The following is a 16,840-nucleotide window of genomic DNA, read 5'->3' on the forward strand; positions in this document are numbered from 1 at the left end:
TCTCAGAATGAATCAGCGTCGGCCCGACTGCCCACGGCGATGGCCGCCGGGGCGACCGGATCGGCCGTGAACGCGGCCGTGAACGCAGCGGGATCGAGCGGTTCGGGCCCCTCCCGCAGCCACTGCTCCAGCAGGAGCACCGCCGCGGCGCTGTCGAGCCTGCCGCTGCGGTCGCCGTGCAGGCCGAAGCGCTCGCCGGCCGCCCAGCTGCTGGCGTGCTCATCCACCCAGGCCAGGGGCAGGGGCTGGCCGAGGGCCGCCAGGGCCCTGGCCAGCCGCAGGCCGTAGCGGCGGCAGTGGACCCCCTGGGGGGTGGGCCTCTGGCCGGCATCGAGGGGAAGGCCCACCACCAGGGCCGCCACCCGCCGCCGGCGCACCAGCTCCAGCAGCCGGCCCAGGTCGGCCTGGAACTCCCCCCGGGCCAGGGCCGGCAGGGGCGTCACCGTGACGCCCAGGGGATCACAGCCCGCCAGCCCGATGCGTCGGCGACCCACATCGAGGGCCAGCACCGAACGCGGGCTGGGCGGCGCCATTCAGCGCAGGAGCAGGGGGGCGGTGGGCAGGCTGCCGAGGGGGCCGGTGGGGGTGGGCATGGGACGCCGCCGCGGCTGCAGCTGCTCCAGCACCGCCTCGATGCGTCGCGCCGCCCGCTTGGCCGGCTGGCCCTCCTGACGACGCCAGACGCTGCGGGCCATCAGCACCTCCTCGCCATGGGCCTCGGCCCCGAGGGCCTGGAGCCAGCGCTGGCGCTCACCGTCGCTCACTTCGCAACGCAGCCAGAGGCTGCCGCCCCCCTGACCGATGCGGTGCAGCAACGACTCGGCCGCGTTGCCAAGCAGATGGCCCCAGCCGGGGTGGACGCTCAGCTCCACCGCCTGGCCGCCGCCGGGATGCTCATCGAGCCAGCGCACGCCGGCCACGGCCTCGTTGCGGATCGCATCAACCAGCATCCAGCCATGGCTGCGGCTCTGGTCGAGCAGGTCCTCGATGCGGCGGTCCTGCAGCTGGCGCAGGTGGGCCGGGCAGGTGGCCTGCTCCAGATGCCACAGCAGCGGGGCGGTGCGGCTGTTGAGCGGGCGGAGCTGCAGATCGGCCGGAGCGGCGGGGGCAGGCCGATCGGCCGGGAGCTGCCAGCGCCAGAGGCGATCGGTGCGCTGGGGCTGGAAGCCCTGCTCCCGCAGGGTGGCCAGCCGGGGGGTGTCGAGGCTGGAGGCGGTGGCGATCCAGCTGGCGGCGCCCTTGACCCGGCCGATGGCCTGGCGCAGCAGATCCCCAGCCAGGGGCGCCCCCTCCGTGGCGGCCAGGGCCAGGCGCAGGTGCTGCACCTGCCAGCAGGTGCCGCTGCGGTTGAGGCGACGGCAGACGATCAGGCCCAGGGCCTGCTGGCGGGTGAGCCCCTGGCGCTGCAGGGCCACCAGCACCTGGGCCGCCACCGGGCGGCGACTGGTCACCGCCGTCAGCAGCTGCTCCGGCAGGGCGAGCAGCAGGGAACGTTGCAGCAGCGGCTGCAGCGGCAGGAAGGCGGGGTCATCGAGAAGTGGCAGGTGCCAACCCTGCAGCGGTTCCACCGTCCAGGTGGGGGAGGTTCTGCCCTGGGCAGGCACTGGCACGGCAGGCACTGGCACGGCAGACGACGGTGGAGAAGGGGCGTGGGCGAATCGGAACCGACGCGGCGGGTGCTGGCGACGTCGTTTCAGAATTCTACGTGGGACGCACCAGCACCAGAGGTGTGCGCTCGTTGGCGTTGCCGGCGGGATTGGGGCGCAGGGCCCGCATCAGCAGGGCTTCATCGGTGCCGCCGCTGGCGGCCAGCACCTTCACCCGCCCTAGGTCGTTGACGTCCACCACCGCCACCGCCACCCCGAGGGCCGCCGCCATCCGCTCGCACCAGGCCGCCGGCTGGTCCGGGCCGAGCACGATCGTCTGGTCGTAGGGGGGCGTGGTGCCGGTGATGTCGTCGATCAGGCGCGCCTGCTCGCCCGCCAGCCGATAGAACCAGCCCTTGCTACCCACCAGCTTCAGGGCGGTGCCCACCACCCAGGCACCGAGCACCCGGGCCGGGCCGGACACGTCGATCAGGGTCTGGAGGCCGCAGGCCGTGGCCAGGGAGCTGGTGGGGTGGAACACCCGGCACAGAAGGCGGGCCAGGAAGGAGGGCTCCACCGTCGAGGGGTGGTGGTAGCGGCCCTGGATCACCGCCAGGGGCGTCTCGCCGATGGTGAGCACATCACCCGGCTGCAGCAGGCCTGAGGTGTAGCGCTGCAGGACCTCCAGCGGATCGTCGAGCACCCCGAGCAGGTGGGTGCGAACCGGCAGCACCCGGCAGCGCTCCCCTTCGCGCCAGCCCGGGGCGGATGGGTCGCCCGGTTCCGGCTTCTGCAGCGGCAGCAGAATCCCCTGGCGCCGCTGCAGCCGGCCGAAGGGCCCGTAGTTCACCCAGTGGATGTCCATCCAGAGGGTGTCGAGCACGCTCTCCAGATCCAGGCCGCCGGGCGCGGTGAAGTTGAGGCGGATGTGGGCGGCGGTGGTCTTGCGGCCCTTGACGATGTAGGCGGCCCAGTAGCCATCAGGACGGGCCTCCTCGTCGGGGTGCAGCGGCGTGATGTGCAGCTCGTGGCGCACCTGGCTGACGTCACTGCGGCCCAGCAGGGTGGGCACCACCGTGATCTCGGGCACCATCACCTCCATGCGGGGGTGGGGGTTGCGGATCCGGATCTCGCCGGTGATCTCCAGGCCCTGGGCCCGGCGTCGCACCTGGAAGGATCCCGGCAGCAGCTGCAGGGGGGAGGCGGGCCGGAGGCGATGGCGCAGTTCAAGCACCACCAGCCCCAGGCCGAGGAGCAGCAGCAGAACCAGCAGGCAGGAAACGGGGAACGGCAAGCCGATACGTCAGGGAATGTCCGGCCGGAGCGTAGATGCGCCCGCGGACCTAGCTTCGGCCCCATGGAACCGGCAGGTCACAGGCATGCGCAAGACCTTCGTGCTCGACACCAACGTGTTGCTGCATGACCCCCAGGCCCTGAACCGGTTCGAGGACAACCAGGTGGTGATCCCGATCGAGGTGGTCGAGGAAATCGACCGTTTCAAGCGGGACCCCTCCGAGAAGGGCCGCAACGCCCGCCAGGTGTCACGGCTGCTCGACCAGCTGCGCGAGAAGGGCAACCTGGCCGAAGGCGTGCCCATCGACGCTGTCAGCGGCGGCACCCTGAAGGTGGTGTTCTGCCGCAGCGAGACCCTGCGCCAGCTGCCCCCCGAGCTGAAGGCGGGCAACGGCGACAACAACATCCTGGCCGTGGCCCTGGAGCAGCGCCTGCAGGAGGTGGTGGGCAGCCAGCCGCCGGTGGTGCTCGTCACCAAGGACACCAACCTGCGCATCAAGGCCGATGCGGTGGGCCTGATCGCCCAGGACTACACCACCGACAAGGTGGACATGGCGGACCTCTACCCGGGGTTCTGCGAGCGCTGGGTCGACGCCGATCAGATGGACCGGGTGAAGACCGGCGACGGCCTGCCGGCGGATGCCTTCCCGGACCAGCCGGTTGCCGTCTCGCCGCTGCAGGCGAACGAGGGGGTGACCCTGGTGGACCTGGCCCAGCCGGCCCACACCCTGCTCACCCGCTACAACGGCCGCACCGGCACCCTGCAGCCGCTGCAGAAGTCAGCAAAGGCCAAGATGGGTCGCATCCAGCCCCGTAACCGGGAGCAGTCCTTCGCCCTCGATCTGCTGCTCGATCCGGCGGTGGCCCTGGTCACCCTGGTGGGCAAGGCCGGCACCGGCAAGACCCTGCTCGCCCTGGCGGCGGGTCTGCATCAGGTGGCCGACGAGCACCTCTATGAGCGCCTGCTGGTGACCCGCCCGGTGATCTCCCTGGGCAAGGAGATGGGCTTCCTGCCCGGGGATCTCGAGGAGAAGATGGCCCCCTGGATGCAACCGATCGTCGACAACCTCGACTTCCTGCTCGGTGGCGACGAAGGCCAGCCCGTCCGGGGGGGACACCGCCCGCCCCGCAGCAACTGGAGCGACCTCAAGGGCATGGGCCTGCTGGAAGTGGAGGCGATCAGCTACATCCGCGGCCGCTCGATTCCCCGCCAGTTCATGGTGGTGGACGAGGCCCAGAACCTCACCCCCCATGAGGTGAAGACAATCGTGACCCGGGTGGGGGAAGGCACCAAGATCGTGCTCACCGGTGATCCCTACCAGATCGACAATCCCTACGTGGATGCGGAGAGCAACGGACTCACCTGGCTGGTGGAGCGTTTCAAGGGCCAGCTGCTCTCCGGCCACATCACCCTGATGCGGGGGGAACGCTCCGAGCTGGCCGAGCTGGCCGCCAACCTGCTCTAGTCGGCGCATGGCCACCGACGTCAACGGGAGCCTTCGGAGCTGGAGCCCTTCAGCTTGAGAAGCTGCAGGTGATGGTGGATCCATCCATGCTGATCCGCAGGATGGCCCGACGATCGCCGGCTGCGGCAGGGACCCCGAAGCACAACGTTCCTGCGGCATCCCCTGTCCAGCGCCGACTGTTGAGCAGCCGAATCGCGGTTCCGTTGCAGTTCCGGGTGGGCCCGCCCCCTGGCTGGGCCACCACCGTATGCAGCCCGGACTTGTGGGCCACGGCGCACTGTTCGGCGAAGGCCACCGCTTCCAGGATGCTGCTGGAGGCCTCGGCCATGGCCACGGTGCGGCGGTACTGGGGCAGGGCGACGGCGCTGAGGAGGCCCACGATGGCCACCACGATCATCAGCTCGATCATGGTGAACCCAGCCATCCCGGAGTTCCCCAGCTGTACGGATTCAGGGCGGCTGCGTCGGGCGCTGATCCTGCGGAGCATGACCCACCTTGCGCGGAAGAGAACGTCGCGGGCAGACGGGGGAGGGGATCGGAACGGGGGCTCTGGGACATCTCAGTCGTAGGGTTCCCCTTCTTCGTCGCCCGGGAGGAAGACCGGGGAACTCAGAGGCGGGCCTCCCGGAAGAAGGCCATCCTTGAGTGGATCCTGAAGCCGAAGAACGTCCTCAGGGACACAACTCAAGGACCACACCAGGGGTATTTGGCAGATCTTACGGACGATCCTCGGAAAATCAACCGGGACGCTCCCAGAGCATCAGCCTCAGACCATCTGCTCGGGCCTGACGAGGCGGTCGAACTCCTCCCCGCTGATCTCCCCCAGCACCAGGGCCGCTTCCCGCAGGCTGAGCCGGTGCTCGTGGGCATGGCGGGCGATGGCGCAGGCCCGGTCGTAGCCGATCGCCGGCGTCAGGGCCGTCACCAGCATCAGGCTGCGGTCCCGCTGGGCTTCGATGTGGGCCACATCAGCCCGCAGGCCCTCGATGCAGAACTCCCGGAACGTGCCGCAGCTCCCCGCCAGCAGGTCGATGCTCTCCAGCAGGTTGTGGGCGATCAGGGGCTTGAACACATTCAGCTCGAAATTTCCCTGGCTGGCCGCCATCTGGACGGCGGTGTTGTTGCCCATCACCTGCACGGCCACCATGGTGAGGCTCTCGCACTGGGTGGGATTCACCTTGCCGGGCATGATGCTGGAGCCTGGTTCGTTCTCCGGCAGCACCAGTTCGCCAAGGCCGCAGCGGGGCCCGCTCGCCAGCCAGCGGATGTCGTTGGCGATCTTCATCAGGCTGCCCGCCAGCACGGTCAGCGCCCCGTGGGCCGCCGCCAGGCCCTCCTGGCCCGCAAGGGCCTGGAACTTGTCGGGGGCGCTGGTGAAGGGCAGGCCGATGCGCTCGGCCAGCCGGCTGGCCACCGCCTCGCCGAACCCTGCCGGGGCATTGAGCCCGGTGCCCACGGCCGTACCGCCGATGGCCAGCTGCAGCACCTGGGGCAGGGTGGCCCGCAGGCCCGCCAGGCCCAGCTCCAGCTGGGAGGCGTAACCACCGAACTCCTGGCCCAGGCTCAGGGGCACCGCATCCTGCAGGTGGGTGCGACCGATCTTGATCAGGCCCGCGTAGGTCTCGGCCTTGTGGCGCAGGGCGCCGATCAGCGCCTCCAGGCTGGGGATCAGCCGCTGATGCAGTTCGATCGCCACCGCCATGTGCATGGCGGCGGGGAAGGTGTCGTTGCTCGACTGGCTGAGGTTGACGTGGTCGTTCGGGTGCACCGGCACCTTGCTGCCCAGCACGCCGCCGGTGGCGGCGATGGCCCGGTTGGCGATCACCTCGTTGACGTTCATGTTGGTCTGGGTGCCTGAGCCGGTCTGCCAGACCCGCAGCGGGAACTCAGCGTCGAGCTGGCCCCGGCTCACCTCCTCGGCGGCGGCCACGATCAGGACCGCCAGGTGGTCGGGAAGCACGCCCCGGGCGGCGTTCACCTCGGCGCAGGCGGCCTTGAGCTGGCCGAAGGCCTGCACCACGGCGAGCGGCATCCGCGCGCCGAAGGGGAAGTTGCGCAGGGAGCGCTGGGTCTGGGCACCCCAGTAGTGCTCGGCCGGCACCTCCACCGGGCCGAGGCTGTCGGTTTCGGTGCGGGTGGCCGGCATCAGCGGGACGCCACCACTTCGCTGTTGAGTTCGTTGAAGCTCAAGGTGGCGCTGTTACCCGAACCAGGCGCCATCGGGATGCCGGTGGCTTCGCTCACGGCCGTATTGATGGCATCGACGCTCACCTGGCCATGGCGATCGAAGACAACGCGGCCGGAGCCATCGATCACCACCACCTGGGGAATCAGGCCGTCCCAGTAGTGGGCGGGATCGGCCACGCCGCCATCGGGCCGGTTCTGGAGTGGATCGGTGACCAGGGGGATCAGATCGACGGCGTTGCCCCAGACCCGTTGCAGCTCCGACACCACCGGCGAGAACTGCTTGCTGACGCTGCTGTCGTCGAGGTAGTAGACGAGCACCGCCACCCGGTGCTCGTCGAGGGACTGGGCCAGGCTGCTGCGGGGCGGCACCAGGGAGCCGTTGCCGGCGTAGAGGGCGAAGATGTTGCCGTCGTAGCGGTCGTTCTCAAGGCTGGCCGCCGCCTGACCCGGGGCCCAGAACAGCCCCAGCACCACGGTCAGCAGCAGGGCCCAGAGGCCGGCGAGGGGCCGGGACAGCGAACGGGGCAAGGGGACACGGGCGGGTGGGCTCATTGTGCCGTGGTACCCGGCCGCCTCAGCGGTTGAGGCTGCGGCCCATCCCCTGGACGATGCCGCGGCCCACCAGGCCGATGGCCCGGCCGAGCACCTGGGTCAGCAGCACCACCAGCAGATCGCCGAGGCGCTTCAGCAGGCTGCGCAGCTGGGGGCCCAGGGCATCGCGGGCCTCCAGGGCCAGGGTGACCGCCTGCTGCACCCAGCCCAGCTGGCGCAGCTCGGCATCGCGGGGCTCGGTGAGGTCCACGCAGTCGATCGCGCCGTCGCCCAATCGGTACAGGGGACGCCGGCTCTCGTAGAGATGGATCGGCCGCTCGAACCAGCTGGTCCAGCGCTGCTGGGCGTTGAGCTGGTTGCGCAGCCGTTCCAGGTTGCGGGTGGCGAGCAGCTCGGGGCGCAGCAGGTAGCGGCGCAGTTCGGGCCACTCGGCGCAGGCCGCCAGCACTTCGGCGCTGATCAGCTCGGCACTGCGCACCAGCCAGTTGCTGAGCAGCAGCTCCAGATACAGGACCGCCTGGGGCTCATCCGGCGCCACCAGGCGGCCGTCCACCAGCAGGGGACGGGCCTGCAGCAGCGGGCTGAGCATGGCGGCGGGATCGGGCAGCTCGAGGTCGTCGGCGTCGAGGCTGCTGCGGTGCAGCAGCGTCTCGGCCACCGGGCACAGCCGGCCCTCCATGGGCAGCTGCACGTAGGACCCCGCCATGTGGCGCAGGGCCTGCTGACGCAGCTCGGGCTGGAGTTCCCTCCAGAGCCGCTCCAGCTGCTCGCCGCGGGGATCGTCCTGCAGCAGGCGCTGGCGCAGCCGGTGGAACTGCTCCAGCAGCCCCAGCAGCAGGTCGCTGCGGCGGGAGGCGTGGAGGCCGTCGAGGGCCAGCAGTTGGCCGCTGTTGTTGCTGGGGCCAGCGGCGGCCGCCGCCGTGAGCCGGCCCCGCAGGGCCTCCCAGAGGCCTTCGGCGGTGCGTTGCCGCATGGTGATCGCCACACCAGGGCCAGGGGCCGGGGCGTCGGGCGCCCCATCGGGCCCATCGAGGGGCTGGCTCCAGGCCAGGCTGACGGGCCCCCAGAGCCAGAGGAGCAGCCGCCGGGCCAGCCGCAGCTCCCGCACCCGGCCCTGCAGCAGCAGCAGCGGCAGCAGGTCGACCGGCGGCGGATCCAGCAGACGCAGGCAGAGGCGCAGTTCGGCATCGATCTGCTGCAGGCCGCTCAGCAGCAGCCACTGACCCAGGCCCATCGGCACGGAGGGGCCCGGCTCGTCGCCCCCCCGTCGCGTCGCTGCGATGGCCAGCACCCGGCCGCCCGCCAGCAGTGTGGTGACCGCCTGCCGCAGGGTTTCGGCATCGGCCTGCTCGATCAGGCCCTGGGCCGGCAGCTGCAGCAGGACATCGCTGCCGTAGGGGTGCTTGGAGGGCAGAAGCAGCAGCAGCGGCGCCGGATACCAGCGCTCCAGCAGCCGGCGGCTCTCGGCGTCGAGGGCCTGGGGTTCGGGCAGGCTGCCGAGGCACCAGAGGACGAGCTGGGGTGCCCCCTGGAGCTCCCCACTGTCGACCACCACCCGGCAGCCACCCCAGCCATCGGGATCGGCGCTGGTGTCAGCAGCCTCCAGCCAGCTGGTGAGGCCCGCCCGCTCCAGGGGATCGGCGAACAGCAGCAGCTGGGGAAGGGGCTGTGCCGGACGTCGTCCCACGTTGCGAGAGAAAGGTTGGCCCGACCTTAACCAAGGCGCTGGGCTTTCTCCAGTGCCGGGGCTTCAGGAGGGGCGGGGGCGGCCGGAGAGATGCAGGGTGTACGACTCGATCGCAAAGCCCGTCTGGTCCTCGATCTGCTGGAGGAGATGGTCGGGGAGGAGAACGTCGAGGTCGTGGATGGCGCCGGACTGGGTGCAGGTCAGATGGCTGTGGGGATCGGCGCGATAGCCATACAGCCGACCACTGGCCCGCTCGATGCATTCGATCACGCCGGCCGATTGCAGCGCCTCGAGATTCTGGTAGACGGACGTGTGGCCGATGTGGCGGCCCTGGTTGTTGAGCTTCTCGAAGATGTCGCGGGCGGAGAGATGGCTCTTTTCGTCCCAGAGAAGATCCAGCACCATGCGCCGCTGACGGCTCAGCCGCATGCCCAGCTCCCGGCAGCGCTGGTAGACGTCCTCCACATGGGACGGGGCCGTGGCCACCGCATGGCGATCACCGGCCTCGCCACGGCGGCCGGAGGCCGCGGAGGATGCGGTGGTCGTCGGAGAAGGCAAACGTTGCCGCAGAACACATTGGCTCTGTTATAGGGCAATTGCCTCATCACCGGTATGGACCTCGCTTCGCGGGCCGGCCGGCTTCAGGCGATCGGCAACTGCAACGGATCCTGCAACCGACCATCACCGAGGGCCTGCAGCGCCTCGGCCAGCTCCACCCGTCCGTCGTACAGCGCCCGCCCCACGATCACCCCGTCCACACCGAGGGGCTCCAGACTCAGCAGGCTGAGCAGGTCGGTGAGGCTGCCCACACCGCCCGAGGCGATCACCGGCAGGGAGGTGGCCTGGGCCATGGCCCGCAGGGCCGCCAGGTTGGGGCCCTCCAGGGTGCCATCGGTGGCGATGTCGGTGCTGATGATCGCCGCCACGCCGGTGCCATCCAGGCTGGCGGCCAGGGCCGTGGCCTCCACCGTGCTCTGCTCGATCCAGCCACGGGTGGCCACCTTGCCCTCGTTGGCATCGATCCCCACCACGATGCGGCCCGGATGGCGGGCCGCCAGGTCGTGCACGAGGGCCGGGTTCTCCACGGCGACCGTGCCCAGAATCACCCGGTCCACACCCCAGCCCAGCAGCTGTTCGGCCCGCTCCGCCGTCCGCACCCCTCCCCCCAGCTGCACCGGGATCTCCAGGGCCGCGGCGATGGCCTGGACGGCGCCGTCGTTGCGGGGTTCGCCGCTCCTGGCCCCGTCGAGATCGACCAGGTGCAGGCGCGTGGCCCCCTGGCGCTGCCACTCGCGGGCCTGGGCCACCGGATCGTCGCTGAAGCGGGTGACGCGGCCGTAGTCGCCCTGATGCAGTCGCACGCAATGCCCGTCGAGCAGATCGATGGCGGGAATGACTTGCATGGAAAGGGGGACAATGCAGCTGTCGGCTCCATCCTGTGCCATGACGCTGCCCGGATGATGCGGACCTGATGGCCCCCTCCCCTCCCGACCTCGCCGCCCCCGACATCGCCCCGGACGACTGGCGCCGCCTCAGGGATGCGCTCCGCTACCAGGGCCGTGATCTCCATCACCGCTCCTACGCCGTGGATGCGCGGCGCCGGGAACTGCTCTGGGAGGAGATGGACCGCTGCCTGGCGCTGGCCGATCGCATCGAACGGCATCTCGAAAGCCTCGACGGGGCCGATGCAGGCTGAGAGGACAGGGCCCCTGCGGCTGTTCGGCCTGCTGCTGCTCTTCGCCGGCGCTGGCCCGGCGCCGGCCCAGCCCCTGGCGCCCCCTCCGCTGGCGCCGCCGGCCCCACCGCCGCGCTCCCTGCTGGGGCCCGATGGCCCCGATCCCCGCGACAGACCGCCCCCGCTGGCACCGCCGGGTTCGGTGATTCCGCCGATCAACCGCCCCGATCCCCGGCTGGAGGCGGCCCTGCGGGCACGCCTGTTCGCCGGCCCGGTGGCGTCCCCCCCCGCGGCGGCCGGCGATCCCGACCAGACCGAGTGGGAGCAGGCCCGTGCCACGGCCACCCGGCCGGTCTGCGCCGACGTGGGGCCCCTGCGCTATCTGCACAACCGGGTCGATCTGGACGGCGACGGCCGTCTGGAGACCGTGGCGGTGGTGGTGGGCTCCTATTCCTGCTCCAGCGGCGGCTGCAGCCTGCTCATCTTCCGGGACAACGACGGCAGCCTGGAGCTGGTGGCGGAGAACGGCCTGTTCCAGTCGCCCCTGACGGTGATCAGCAACCGCCACCGCGGCTGGCTGGATCTCACCATGCCCGCCAGCCTGCACGGCGCCCCCGACGGGCTCAAGGAGCTGCGCTTCGACGGCCGCACCTACCGGCCGGTGCCGCTGCCGGTGGCCGACGGCAGCGCCGGGCCGCCCGGAACGGTGCTGCTGGAACTGCTGCCGCTGCCGTTCGAGCGCCTGGGCCAGCCCCTCCCCTGCGGCCCCTGATCCGGACCGGCCGCTTGAATGGCGCTCACTGACGCGGCATGGCGATGAGGATCCTGGTGATGGGCGGCACCCGTTTCGTGGGGCGCCCCCTGGTCAACCGGCTGCTGGGCGCGGGCCATGAGCTCAGCCTCTTCACCCGTGGCCGCCAGCCGGTGCCGGCGGGGGTGGAGCATCTTCAGGGCGACCGCAGCAGCGCCGAAGGCCTGGCGGCCCTCCAGGACCGCCCCTTCGATGTGATCGTCGACAGCTCCGGCCGCACCCTGGAGGACACCCGCCAGGTGATCGAGCGCACCGGTCCCCCCTCCCACCGTCTGGTGTACGTGAGCTCGGCCGGCGTCTACGCCGACAGCGAGCTATGGCCCCTCGACGAGGACTCCCCCACCGATCCCCAGAGCCGTCACGCCGGCAAGCTCGACACCGAAGCCTGGCTGCGCCAGGAGGGCATCCCCTTCACCAGCTTCCGGCCCACCTACATCGTCGGTCCCGGCAACTACAACCCGGTGGAGAGCTGGTTCTTCGATCGCATCGTGCACGGCCGGCCGGTGCCCCTGCCCGGTGACGGCAGCACCATCACCCAGCTGGGCCATGTGGCCGACCTGGCGGCCGCCATGGCCCGCTGCATCGAGGTGGAGGCCGCCACCAACCGCATCTACAACTGCACCGGCTCCCAGGGCATCAGCTTCCGGGGCCTGGTGTCCGCCGCCGCCCGCGCCTGCGGCACCGATCCGCAGACGGTGGAGATCCGCAGCTTCGATCCCGCTGGCCTCGACAAGAAGGCCCGCAAGGCCTTTCCCCTGCGCCTGGCCCACTTCCTCACCGACACCCACCGGGTGCGGCGCGAGCTGGCCTGGGAGCCGGCCTTCGACCTGGAGGCCACCCTGGCCGACAGCTACACCAACGACTACGCCCTGCGGATGCCCACCACGCCCGATTTCAGCGGAGACGAGGCCCTGCTGGGGTGAGGGGCCGCCCATGGACAGGCAAGCGACTTCAAAGTCCAGGGCCCGTGACACCGCAACGATGAACTCTCCATCGACGCGGTTCAACACCTTTCTGGCTCCATGGCGCCGGAAGCCGCCATGCCGTCGCCAAGGATGTGACCGGACAGCAGCCTGATGTTCATATGCAGACAGAGGCCAGCCTGCATCCAGGCGTGGAGACCTGACCGGTAGATTCCCAGGCTTCTTTCGATGCCGAAATGATGACGGAGAGGAACCCGGTTGGCTTGTATCTGATTGGTCTCGTTGCCGCCACGGGCCTGATCCATCAACCGGCATCCGCTCAGTCGATAACGCGATCCGCAGTCTTCTCACCCGTCCTGCAAGTGGATGGCGGATCGGCAAGCACGTCTCTCGATTTCTTCGGTTTCGGTGGCAATGTCGGTGGCATTTCCACGACCATCAACCTGACAAAGTGTGATGACCCGATCAGTGCATCTGGGGTCTGCCAGGGTATCGGTTTTTCCTTTAACGACGAAATTCAACTTCAACTCCTGAGCCCAGCAGGAATTGTCAGAACTCTGGTTCCGGGAGGAGCTTTGGGTGGCCAGACACCGGGCGGTACAGCGACATGGACCTTTGCAGACAGCGCCGCATCCACGGTTTCTGGATCAACTCTGGAGACCGGATCATTCAGGCCATCGGAGTCCTTTTCTGCATTTCTGGGCCAGAATGGATCGGGCCTATGGACGTTGATCTTCACGGACTTGGCAGGGGGCGATCCCCTCTCCATCAACTCCTGGTTCTTGACGCTTCTACCGGAAGGGATCGTGCCAGGCAGCCCTGCCATCGCCAGCAGTCCCTACAGCACAACATTCGCCGGAGGCACGCTGATCGTTGATGGGCCTGGCAGCTTTGCCACCAGCTACGTGGTCGGCAGCGCAGGCGGCAGCATTGATCTTAACGGAAATAACTCCACCTTCAGTGGGGTTTTCTCAGGTCCCGGAGCCCTGGCATTCATCAATTCCGGGCTTGCCGGAAGCACCAACCTCACCGGAATCAGCACATTCACCGGAGCTACAGTTGTTGGCAGCAACTCGACCGTCTTTGTCAACGGGTCACTGGCATCGTCCTCTGGCTTGACTGTGCAATCCGGAGGCAAGGTTGGCGGAACAGGTTTCTTGCCGACAACAACGATCGAAAGCGGAGGAAAGATTGCACCTGGAAATTCAATCGGAGCCATCACGGTCGCCAACCTGAATCTCAATGGCGGTACCTTTGAAGCGGAGATTCAGGGCCCACTCAACGACCGCATCAACGTCATGAACAATGTGACGAACCTCGCGGGCAATGTCCAGCTGGTCGCCTCTGGCGGGGGTGTGCCATGGCCTATTTTTTCCTACGTGCTGGTGGATGCATCCAACAGCATCGATTTCACCAATCTGAACGCTCTGACGTTGAATCAGAGTGGCGTCAACAGCGCACTGCTCAGTGCAGGCACGACCCTGGTTCAGGGGGCGGATGGAAATCCCAGGACCATCGATGTCCAGTGGAGACCAAGGAACGGTATTGGTCCCACTGGTTCTGCCATGCAGTTCCTCGGCCGGAATGGTGTCAACCAGTTGGCCACCGCTGGAGCCGTTGACCGCGTCTTCCAGAGACTGGCTCTTGCCACGACCAACAATGCCAACAGTCTCGGTATCCCCATCGGCCTCACCGGTTTCACGTCAGGTCAGGCCGTCGCTTCCGGGATCTCGCCAGACTTCCTCCTTGCGACATCCCAACTGCTGTCTCTGCCCTCCTTTGGGCAGCTCACGGCAGCGATCGATTCTCTCTCGCCCGAGCCCTACGCAGCCTTCCAGAGCGTGGGCATCGAAACATTGAAGCGGCAGAGAGAACTTCTCATGAATCAGGCTGGCCAATGCTCGACAACGGGCTGGGTCGTCAACCCAGAGAAGGGCCAGACGGCAAACCGCCGCCATCAACCGCTCTGCGTCTTTGTCCAGGCAGCCAATGCGACAAGCAGCGTTCAGGGAAGCGGAGGACTGTCTGGATATGATTCCGGCATTTTCTCCAGCTTCTACGGAATCGAGTTCAAGCCGTCTGAGCAGTGGACGATTGGAGCCGCCTACGGCTATGGAACCTCTGCGCTCAACAATATGTCCCTGACCAACGCGATGGTGTCATCGAATGTCAACAGTGCTTCCATCTACGGGTTGTACAAACCATCAAGACATTGGAGTGTACGTGGCCTCATTGGTTACGCCAACTACAACACCACCGGAAGCCGAAATGTTGCCTTCATTGGGAATGGTACCCCCGTCCAAGGCTCGCTAGCCGGAGACGGTTACACTGTGGCATTGAATGCAGATTACCTGGTTAATCTTTCGAAGCCCTCCTCCAGAAGCCAGGTCTTTCTCAAGCCCTTCGTGGGTGTTGCCTGGGCAAGTTATGGACAGAGCGGCCTTACCGAGAGTGGTGGAGAGCCACTTAACCTCAGCATCGAAGGAAATCGTGCCGATAGCCTCGTCGGCACCATCGGCTTCGAACTTGCCTCAAGTCCGATTGCACTGAACAAGGCGAGAACTGCTGCCCTAACTCCGAAACTGGCTCTGGCCTATCAGGTGGATGCCCTTGCCAATGATGCCGGTAACCGGTCCTTGAGTTCTTCTCTTCCCTCGGCTCCTGCCGCGGGCAGCTTCGTGACCCAGGGTGAGAATCGTGGCACGAATACACTTTTGATCGACGGTGCGGTGGATATCCAGGTTTCCAGCCATACAAACCTGTACGTCAGTGTTGGCTATGAAGTCTTCTCGACAGGCTCTCAATTCACCTACGGAGGCGGCGTCAAGGTGAAGTTCTAGTTTTTTGGTCCTGATCAGCGGAGTGGAAAGCCCATCCCCACGGGCTTTCAGACCCGCTGACCCGCCCGCAGGTACCCCAGGGCCGAGCTGAGCGCCAGCAGCAGCGACGGCCAGAACAGCCACCAGCCTGCGGCCTGCAGGGCGGCCACCAGCCCGGCCCCCTGACCCAGGCCCCAGGCCGGCGGCCAGAGCAGCAGCAGCAGGGAGAGGAACTGCAGGATCGTCTTGGCCTTGCCCCCCAGCGAGGCGGGACCGCCGCTGCCCTGGCCGGCCCGCCAGCCGGAGATCAGCAGCTCCCGGGCCAGCAGCAGCCACACCGCCCACAGCGGCAGGCCGCCGGTATGGGCCAGCCAGAGCAGCGGGGCGCTGATCAGGATCTTGTCGGTGAGCGGATCGAGCCGTGCCCCCCACACCGACCCACCGCCGGCCCGGCGGGCCAGGGCGCCGTCGGCCCAGTCGCTCAGGCCGCCCAGCAGCAGCAGCACCCAGGCCAGGGCGGGCCGTCCGCCGGCCAGGGCCAGCAGCAGGGGCAACCCCAGCACGGCCCGGGCAAGCGTCAGCAGATCGGCGAGGCGTCGCAGGGGAGGGGTCCCGTTCACCAGCAGAATGCCATCACCGAGGAGATCCGCATGGTCGTCGAGCGCAGCGTGGCCGAGGTGATGACCAGCCCCGTGCTGAGTGTCACCACCACCACCCCCCTGCAGGAGGCCGTGCAGCTGATGAGCGACCACCACGTCAGCGGCCTGCCGGTGCTCGATGAGCTCGGAGCCCTGGTGGGGGAACTCAGCGAGCAGGACCTGATGGTGCGCGAGAGCGGCTTCGATGCCGGGCCCTACGTGATGCTGCTCGATGCCGTGATTTATCTGCGCAACCCGCTCGACTGGGACAAGCAGGTGCACCAGGTGCTGGGCAGCACCGTGGGCGATGTGATGGGCTCCAAACCCCACAGCTGCCCCGCCACCACCAGCCTTCCGGCGGCTGCCCGCCTGCTGCACGACCGGGGCACCCAGCGGCTGTTCGTGCTCGACGACCAGGAGGCCCTGGTGGGGGTGCTCACCCGTGGCGATGTGGTGCGGGCCCTGGCCGCCGAGGGCTGACGCCGGAGCGGCGGGACGTCCCGGTCCACGGGACCACGGCCCCGTCGGCCAGCAGCCAGAGCCTTTCGCCGTCCGGGCAGGGGTGGCCGCCGGTGAGAGCACCGAAGGCGGGCAGGACCAGCTGCTCGGCCGCTGGGTCGTAGGCGAAGCAGGGCAGGCGCAGCCGGTCGGCGCCCCCGCCCACCAGGGCCACGGGGTGGCGGTGGCCGCAGAGGTTGAGGTGTCCGGGGCGGGGCTCGGGGGCGTGGCTCAGCCACAGGGGGCCGAGGGCCAGGGACGGCTCCTGCTCCAGCCCCTCGAGCCAGCAGCCCCGCTCGTGGTTGCCACCGACCAGCCGCAGCGGACAGCCCAGAAGCTCCGGCAGGGCCCGCAGCTTCTGGCGCAGGTCAGCGGTCAGGCCCAGCCGGCTGTGGATCAGATCCCCCAGCACCAGCACCTGGGCGGGCCCGAGGCCATGGGCCACCGCCAGCAGGGTGTTGAGGGTGGCCCCGTCGCCGTCGCTGGGGAGCGGGATGCCCTGGCTCTGGAAGCTCTCCGCCTTGCCCAGGTGCAGATCCGCCACCAACAGCAGCCCCTGCTGGGGATCCCAGACGGCCCGCTGGCCCAGCAGCAGCAGCCGGTGACCCCGCCACAGAAACTCAGCCGAACCCGACACGTTCATGCAGAAACCATCAGGCTGACGAGGGGAGCGGAGGCGGCGCGCAGGCCAGCCCATCTTCTCCG

Annotated in this window: 17 protein-coding genes; 6 read left to right on the forward strand and 11 right to left on the reverse strand. The window is 68.7% G+C overall.

The window, feature by feature from the left end; genetic code table 11:
* Positions 1-2: 2 nt before the first annotated feature.
* From ruvX to H6G99_RS02370, 3 genes are all read right to left on the reverse strand, one after another.
* On the reverse strand, positions 3-533 hold the full coding sequence (gene ruvX / locus H6G99_RS02360) for a Holliday junction resolvase RuvX (protein WP_190609606.1): 531 nt from the start codon (positions 531-533) through the stop codon (positions 3-5).
* A complete protein-coding gene (locus tag H6G99_RS02365; protein ID WP_353617146.1) occupies positions 534-1,610 on the reverse strand; it encodes a hypothetical protein in 1,077 nt (358 codons plus the stop codon).
* Positions 1,611-1,701: 91 nt separating this feature from the next.
* Positions 1,702-2,880 (reverse strand): F420-0:Gamma-glutamyl ligase, encoded by a 1,179-nt coding sequence (locus H6G99_RS02370; RefSeq protein WP_190609607.1) that lies wholly within the window; start codon positions 2,878-2,880, stop codon positions 1,702-1,704.
* Between the two features lie 85 nt (positions 2,881-2,965).
* Between H6G99_RS02370 and H6G99_RS02375 the strand changes: the two genes are divergently transcribed.
* On the forward strand, positions 2,966-4,345 hold the full coding sequence (locus tag H6G99_RS02375; protein ID WP_190609608.1) for a PhoH family protein: 1,380 nt from the start codon (positions 2,966-2,968) through the stop codon (positions 4,343-4,345).
* A 49-nt stretch (positions 4,346-4,394) separates the two neighbouring features.
* On the opposite strand, the gene H6G99_RS02380 is transcribed toward H6G99_RS02375, so the two are convergent.
* The 6 genes from H6G99_RS02380 to hisA form a co-directional block, all read right to left on the reverse strand.
* Entirely contained in the window at positions 4,395-4,769 is a 375-nt protein-coding gene (locus H6G99_RS02380) for a type IV pilin protein (RefSeq protein ID WP_190609609.1), read from the reverse strand.
* Positions 4,770-5,111: 342 nt separating this feature from the next.
* Positions 5,112-6,494 (reverse strand): class II fumarate hydratase, encoded by a 1,383-nt coding sequence (gene fumC, locus H6G99_RS02385; RefSeq protein ID WP_199296952.1) that lies wholly within the window; start codon positions 6,492-6,494, stop codon positions 5,112-5,114.
* Positions 6,491-7,084: a thylakoid membrane photosystem I accumulation factor gene (locus H6G99_RS02390; RefSeq protein ID WP_190609611.1), complete on the reverse strand. Its 594-nt coding sequence runs from the start codon at positions 7,082-7,084 to the stop codon at positions 6,491-6,493. The genes fumC and H6G99_RS02390 overlap by 4 nt, the downstream gene beginning before the upstream one ends.
* 22 nt (positions 7,085-7,106) lie before the next feature.
* Positions 7,107-8,771, reverse strand: a complete 1,665-nt coding sequence (locus H6G99_RS02395; protein ID WP_190609612.1) for a DUF3685 domain-containing protein — start codon at positions 8,769-8,771, stop codon at positions 7,107-7,109.
* Between the two features lie 63 nt (positions 8,772-8,834).
* Positions 8,835-9,200, reverse strand: a complete 366-nt coding sequence (locus tag H6G99_RS02400) for a Fur family transcriptional regulator (RefSeq protein ID WP_199296954.1) — start codon at positions 9,198-9,200, stop codon at positions 8,835-8,837.
* 212 nt (positions 9,201-9,412) lie between these two features.
* On the reverse strand, positions 9,413-10,174 hold the full coding sequence (hisA, locus tag H6G99_RS02405; protein ID WP_190609613.1) for a 1-(5-phosphoribosyl)-5-[(5-phosphoribosylamino)methylideneamino]imidazole-4-carboxamide isomerase: 762 nt from the start codon (positions 10,172-10,174) through the stop codon (positions 9,413-9,415).
* Between the two features lie 68 nt (positions 10,175-10,242).
* Between hisA and H6G99_RS02410 the strand changes: the two genes are divergently transcribed.
* The 4 genes from H6G99_RS02410 (at position 10,243) to H6G99_RS02425 (ending at position 15,020) form a co-directional block, all read left to right on the forward strand.
* Complete coding sequence (locus H6G99_RS02410; protein ID WP_190609614.1) at positions 10,243-10,467, forward strand: hypothetical protein; 225 nt, start codon at positions 10,243-10,245, stop codon at positions 10,465-10,467.
* Positions 10,457-11,218 carry a COG3650 family protein gene (locus H6G99_RS02415; protein WP_190609615.1) on the forward strand — a complete coding sequence of 254 codons (762 nt, stop codon included), beginning with the start codon at positions 10,457-10,459 and terminating at the stop codon, positions 11,216-11,218. Before H6G99_RS02410 ends, H6G99_RS02415 begins: the two co-directional genes overlap by 11 nt.
* A 44-nt stretch (positions 11,219-11,262) precedes the next feature.
* Positions 11,263-12,180 carry an NAD-dependent epimerase/dehydratase family protein gene (locus tag H6G99_RS02420; RefSeq protein WP_190609616.1) on the forward strand — a complete coding sequence of 306 codons (918 nt, stop codon included), beginning with the start codon at positions 11,263-11,265 and terminating at the stop codon, positions 12,178-12,180.
* Between the two features lie 239 nt (positions 12,181-12,419).
* Positions 12,420-15,020, forward strand: coding sequence for an autotransporter family protein (locus H6G99_RS02425; protein ID WP_190609617.1), 2,601 nt, complete (start codon positions 12,420-12,422; stop codon positions 15,018-15,020).
* 47 nt (positions 15,021-15,067) lie between these two features.
* Here the strand turns inward: H6G99_RS02425 and H6G99_RS02430 are convergent, their stop codons facing one another.
* A complete protein-coding gene (locus H6G99_RS02430; RefSeq protein ID WP_094586233.1) occupies positions 15,068-15,619 on the reverse strand; it encodes a CDP-alcohol phosphatidyltransferase family protein in 552 nt (183 codons plus the stop codon).
* A 30-nt stretch (positions 15,620-15,649) separates the two neighbouring features.
* On the opposite strand from H6G99_RS02430, the gene H6G99_RS02435 reads away from it, so the two are divergent.
* Entirely contained in the window at positions 15,650-16,117 is a 468-nt protein-coding gene (locus H6G99_RS02435; RefSeq protein ID WP_190609618.1) for a CBS domain-containing protein, read from the forward strand.
* Here the strand turns inward: H6G99_RS02435 and pdeM are convergent.
* On the reverse strand, positions 16,074-16,778 hold the full coding sequence (gene pdeM, locus H6G99_RS02440; RefSeq protein WP_190609619.1) for a ligase-associated DNA damage response endonuclease PdeM: 705 nt from the start codon (positions 16,776-16,778) through the stop codon (positions 16,074-16,076). The genes H6G99_RS02435 and pdeM overlap by 44 nt on opposite strands.
* Positions 16,779-16,840 lie beyond the last annotated feature (62 nt).

Origin of the sequence: Synechococcus sp. FACHB-909, assembly GCF_014698945.1 — a bacterium.
Classification (GTDB): Bacteria; Cyanobacteriota; Cyanobacteriia; order PCC-6307; family Cyanobiaceae; genus Cyanobium.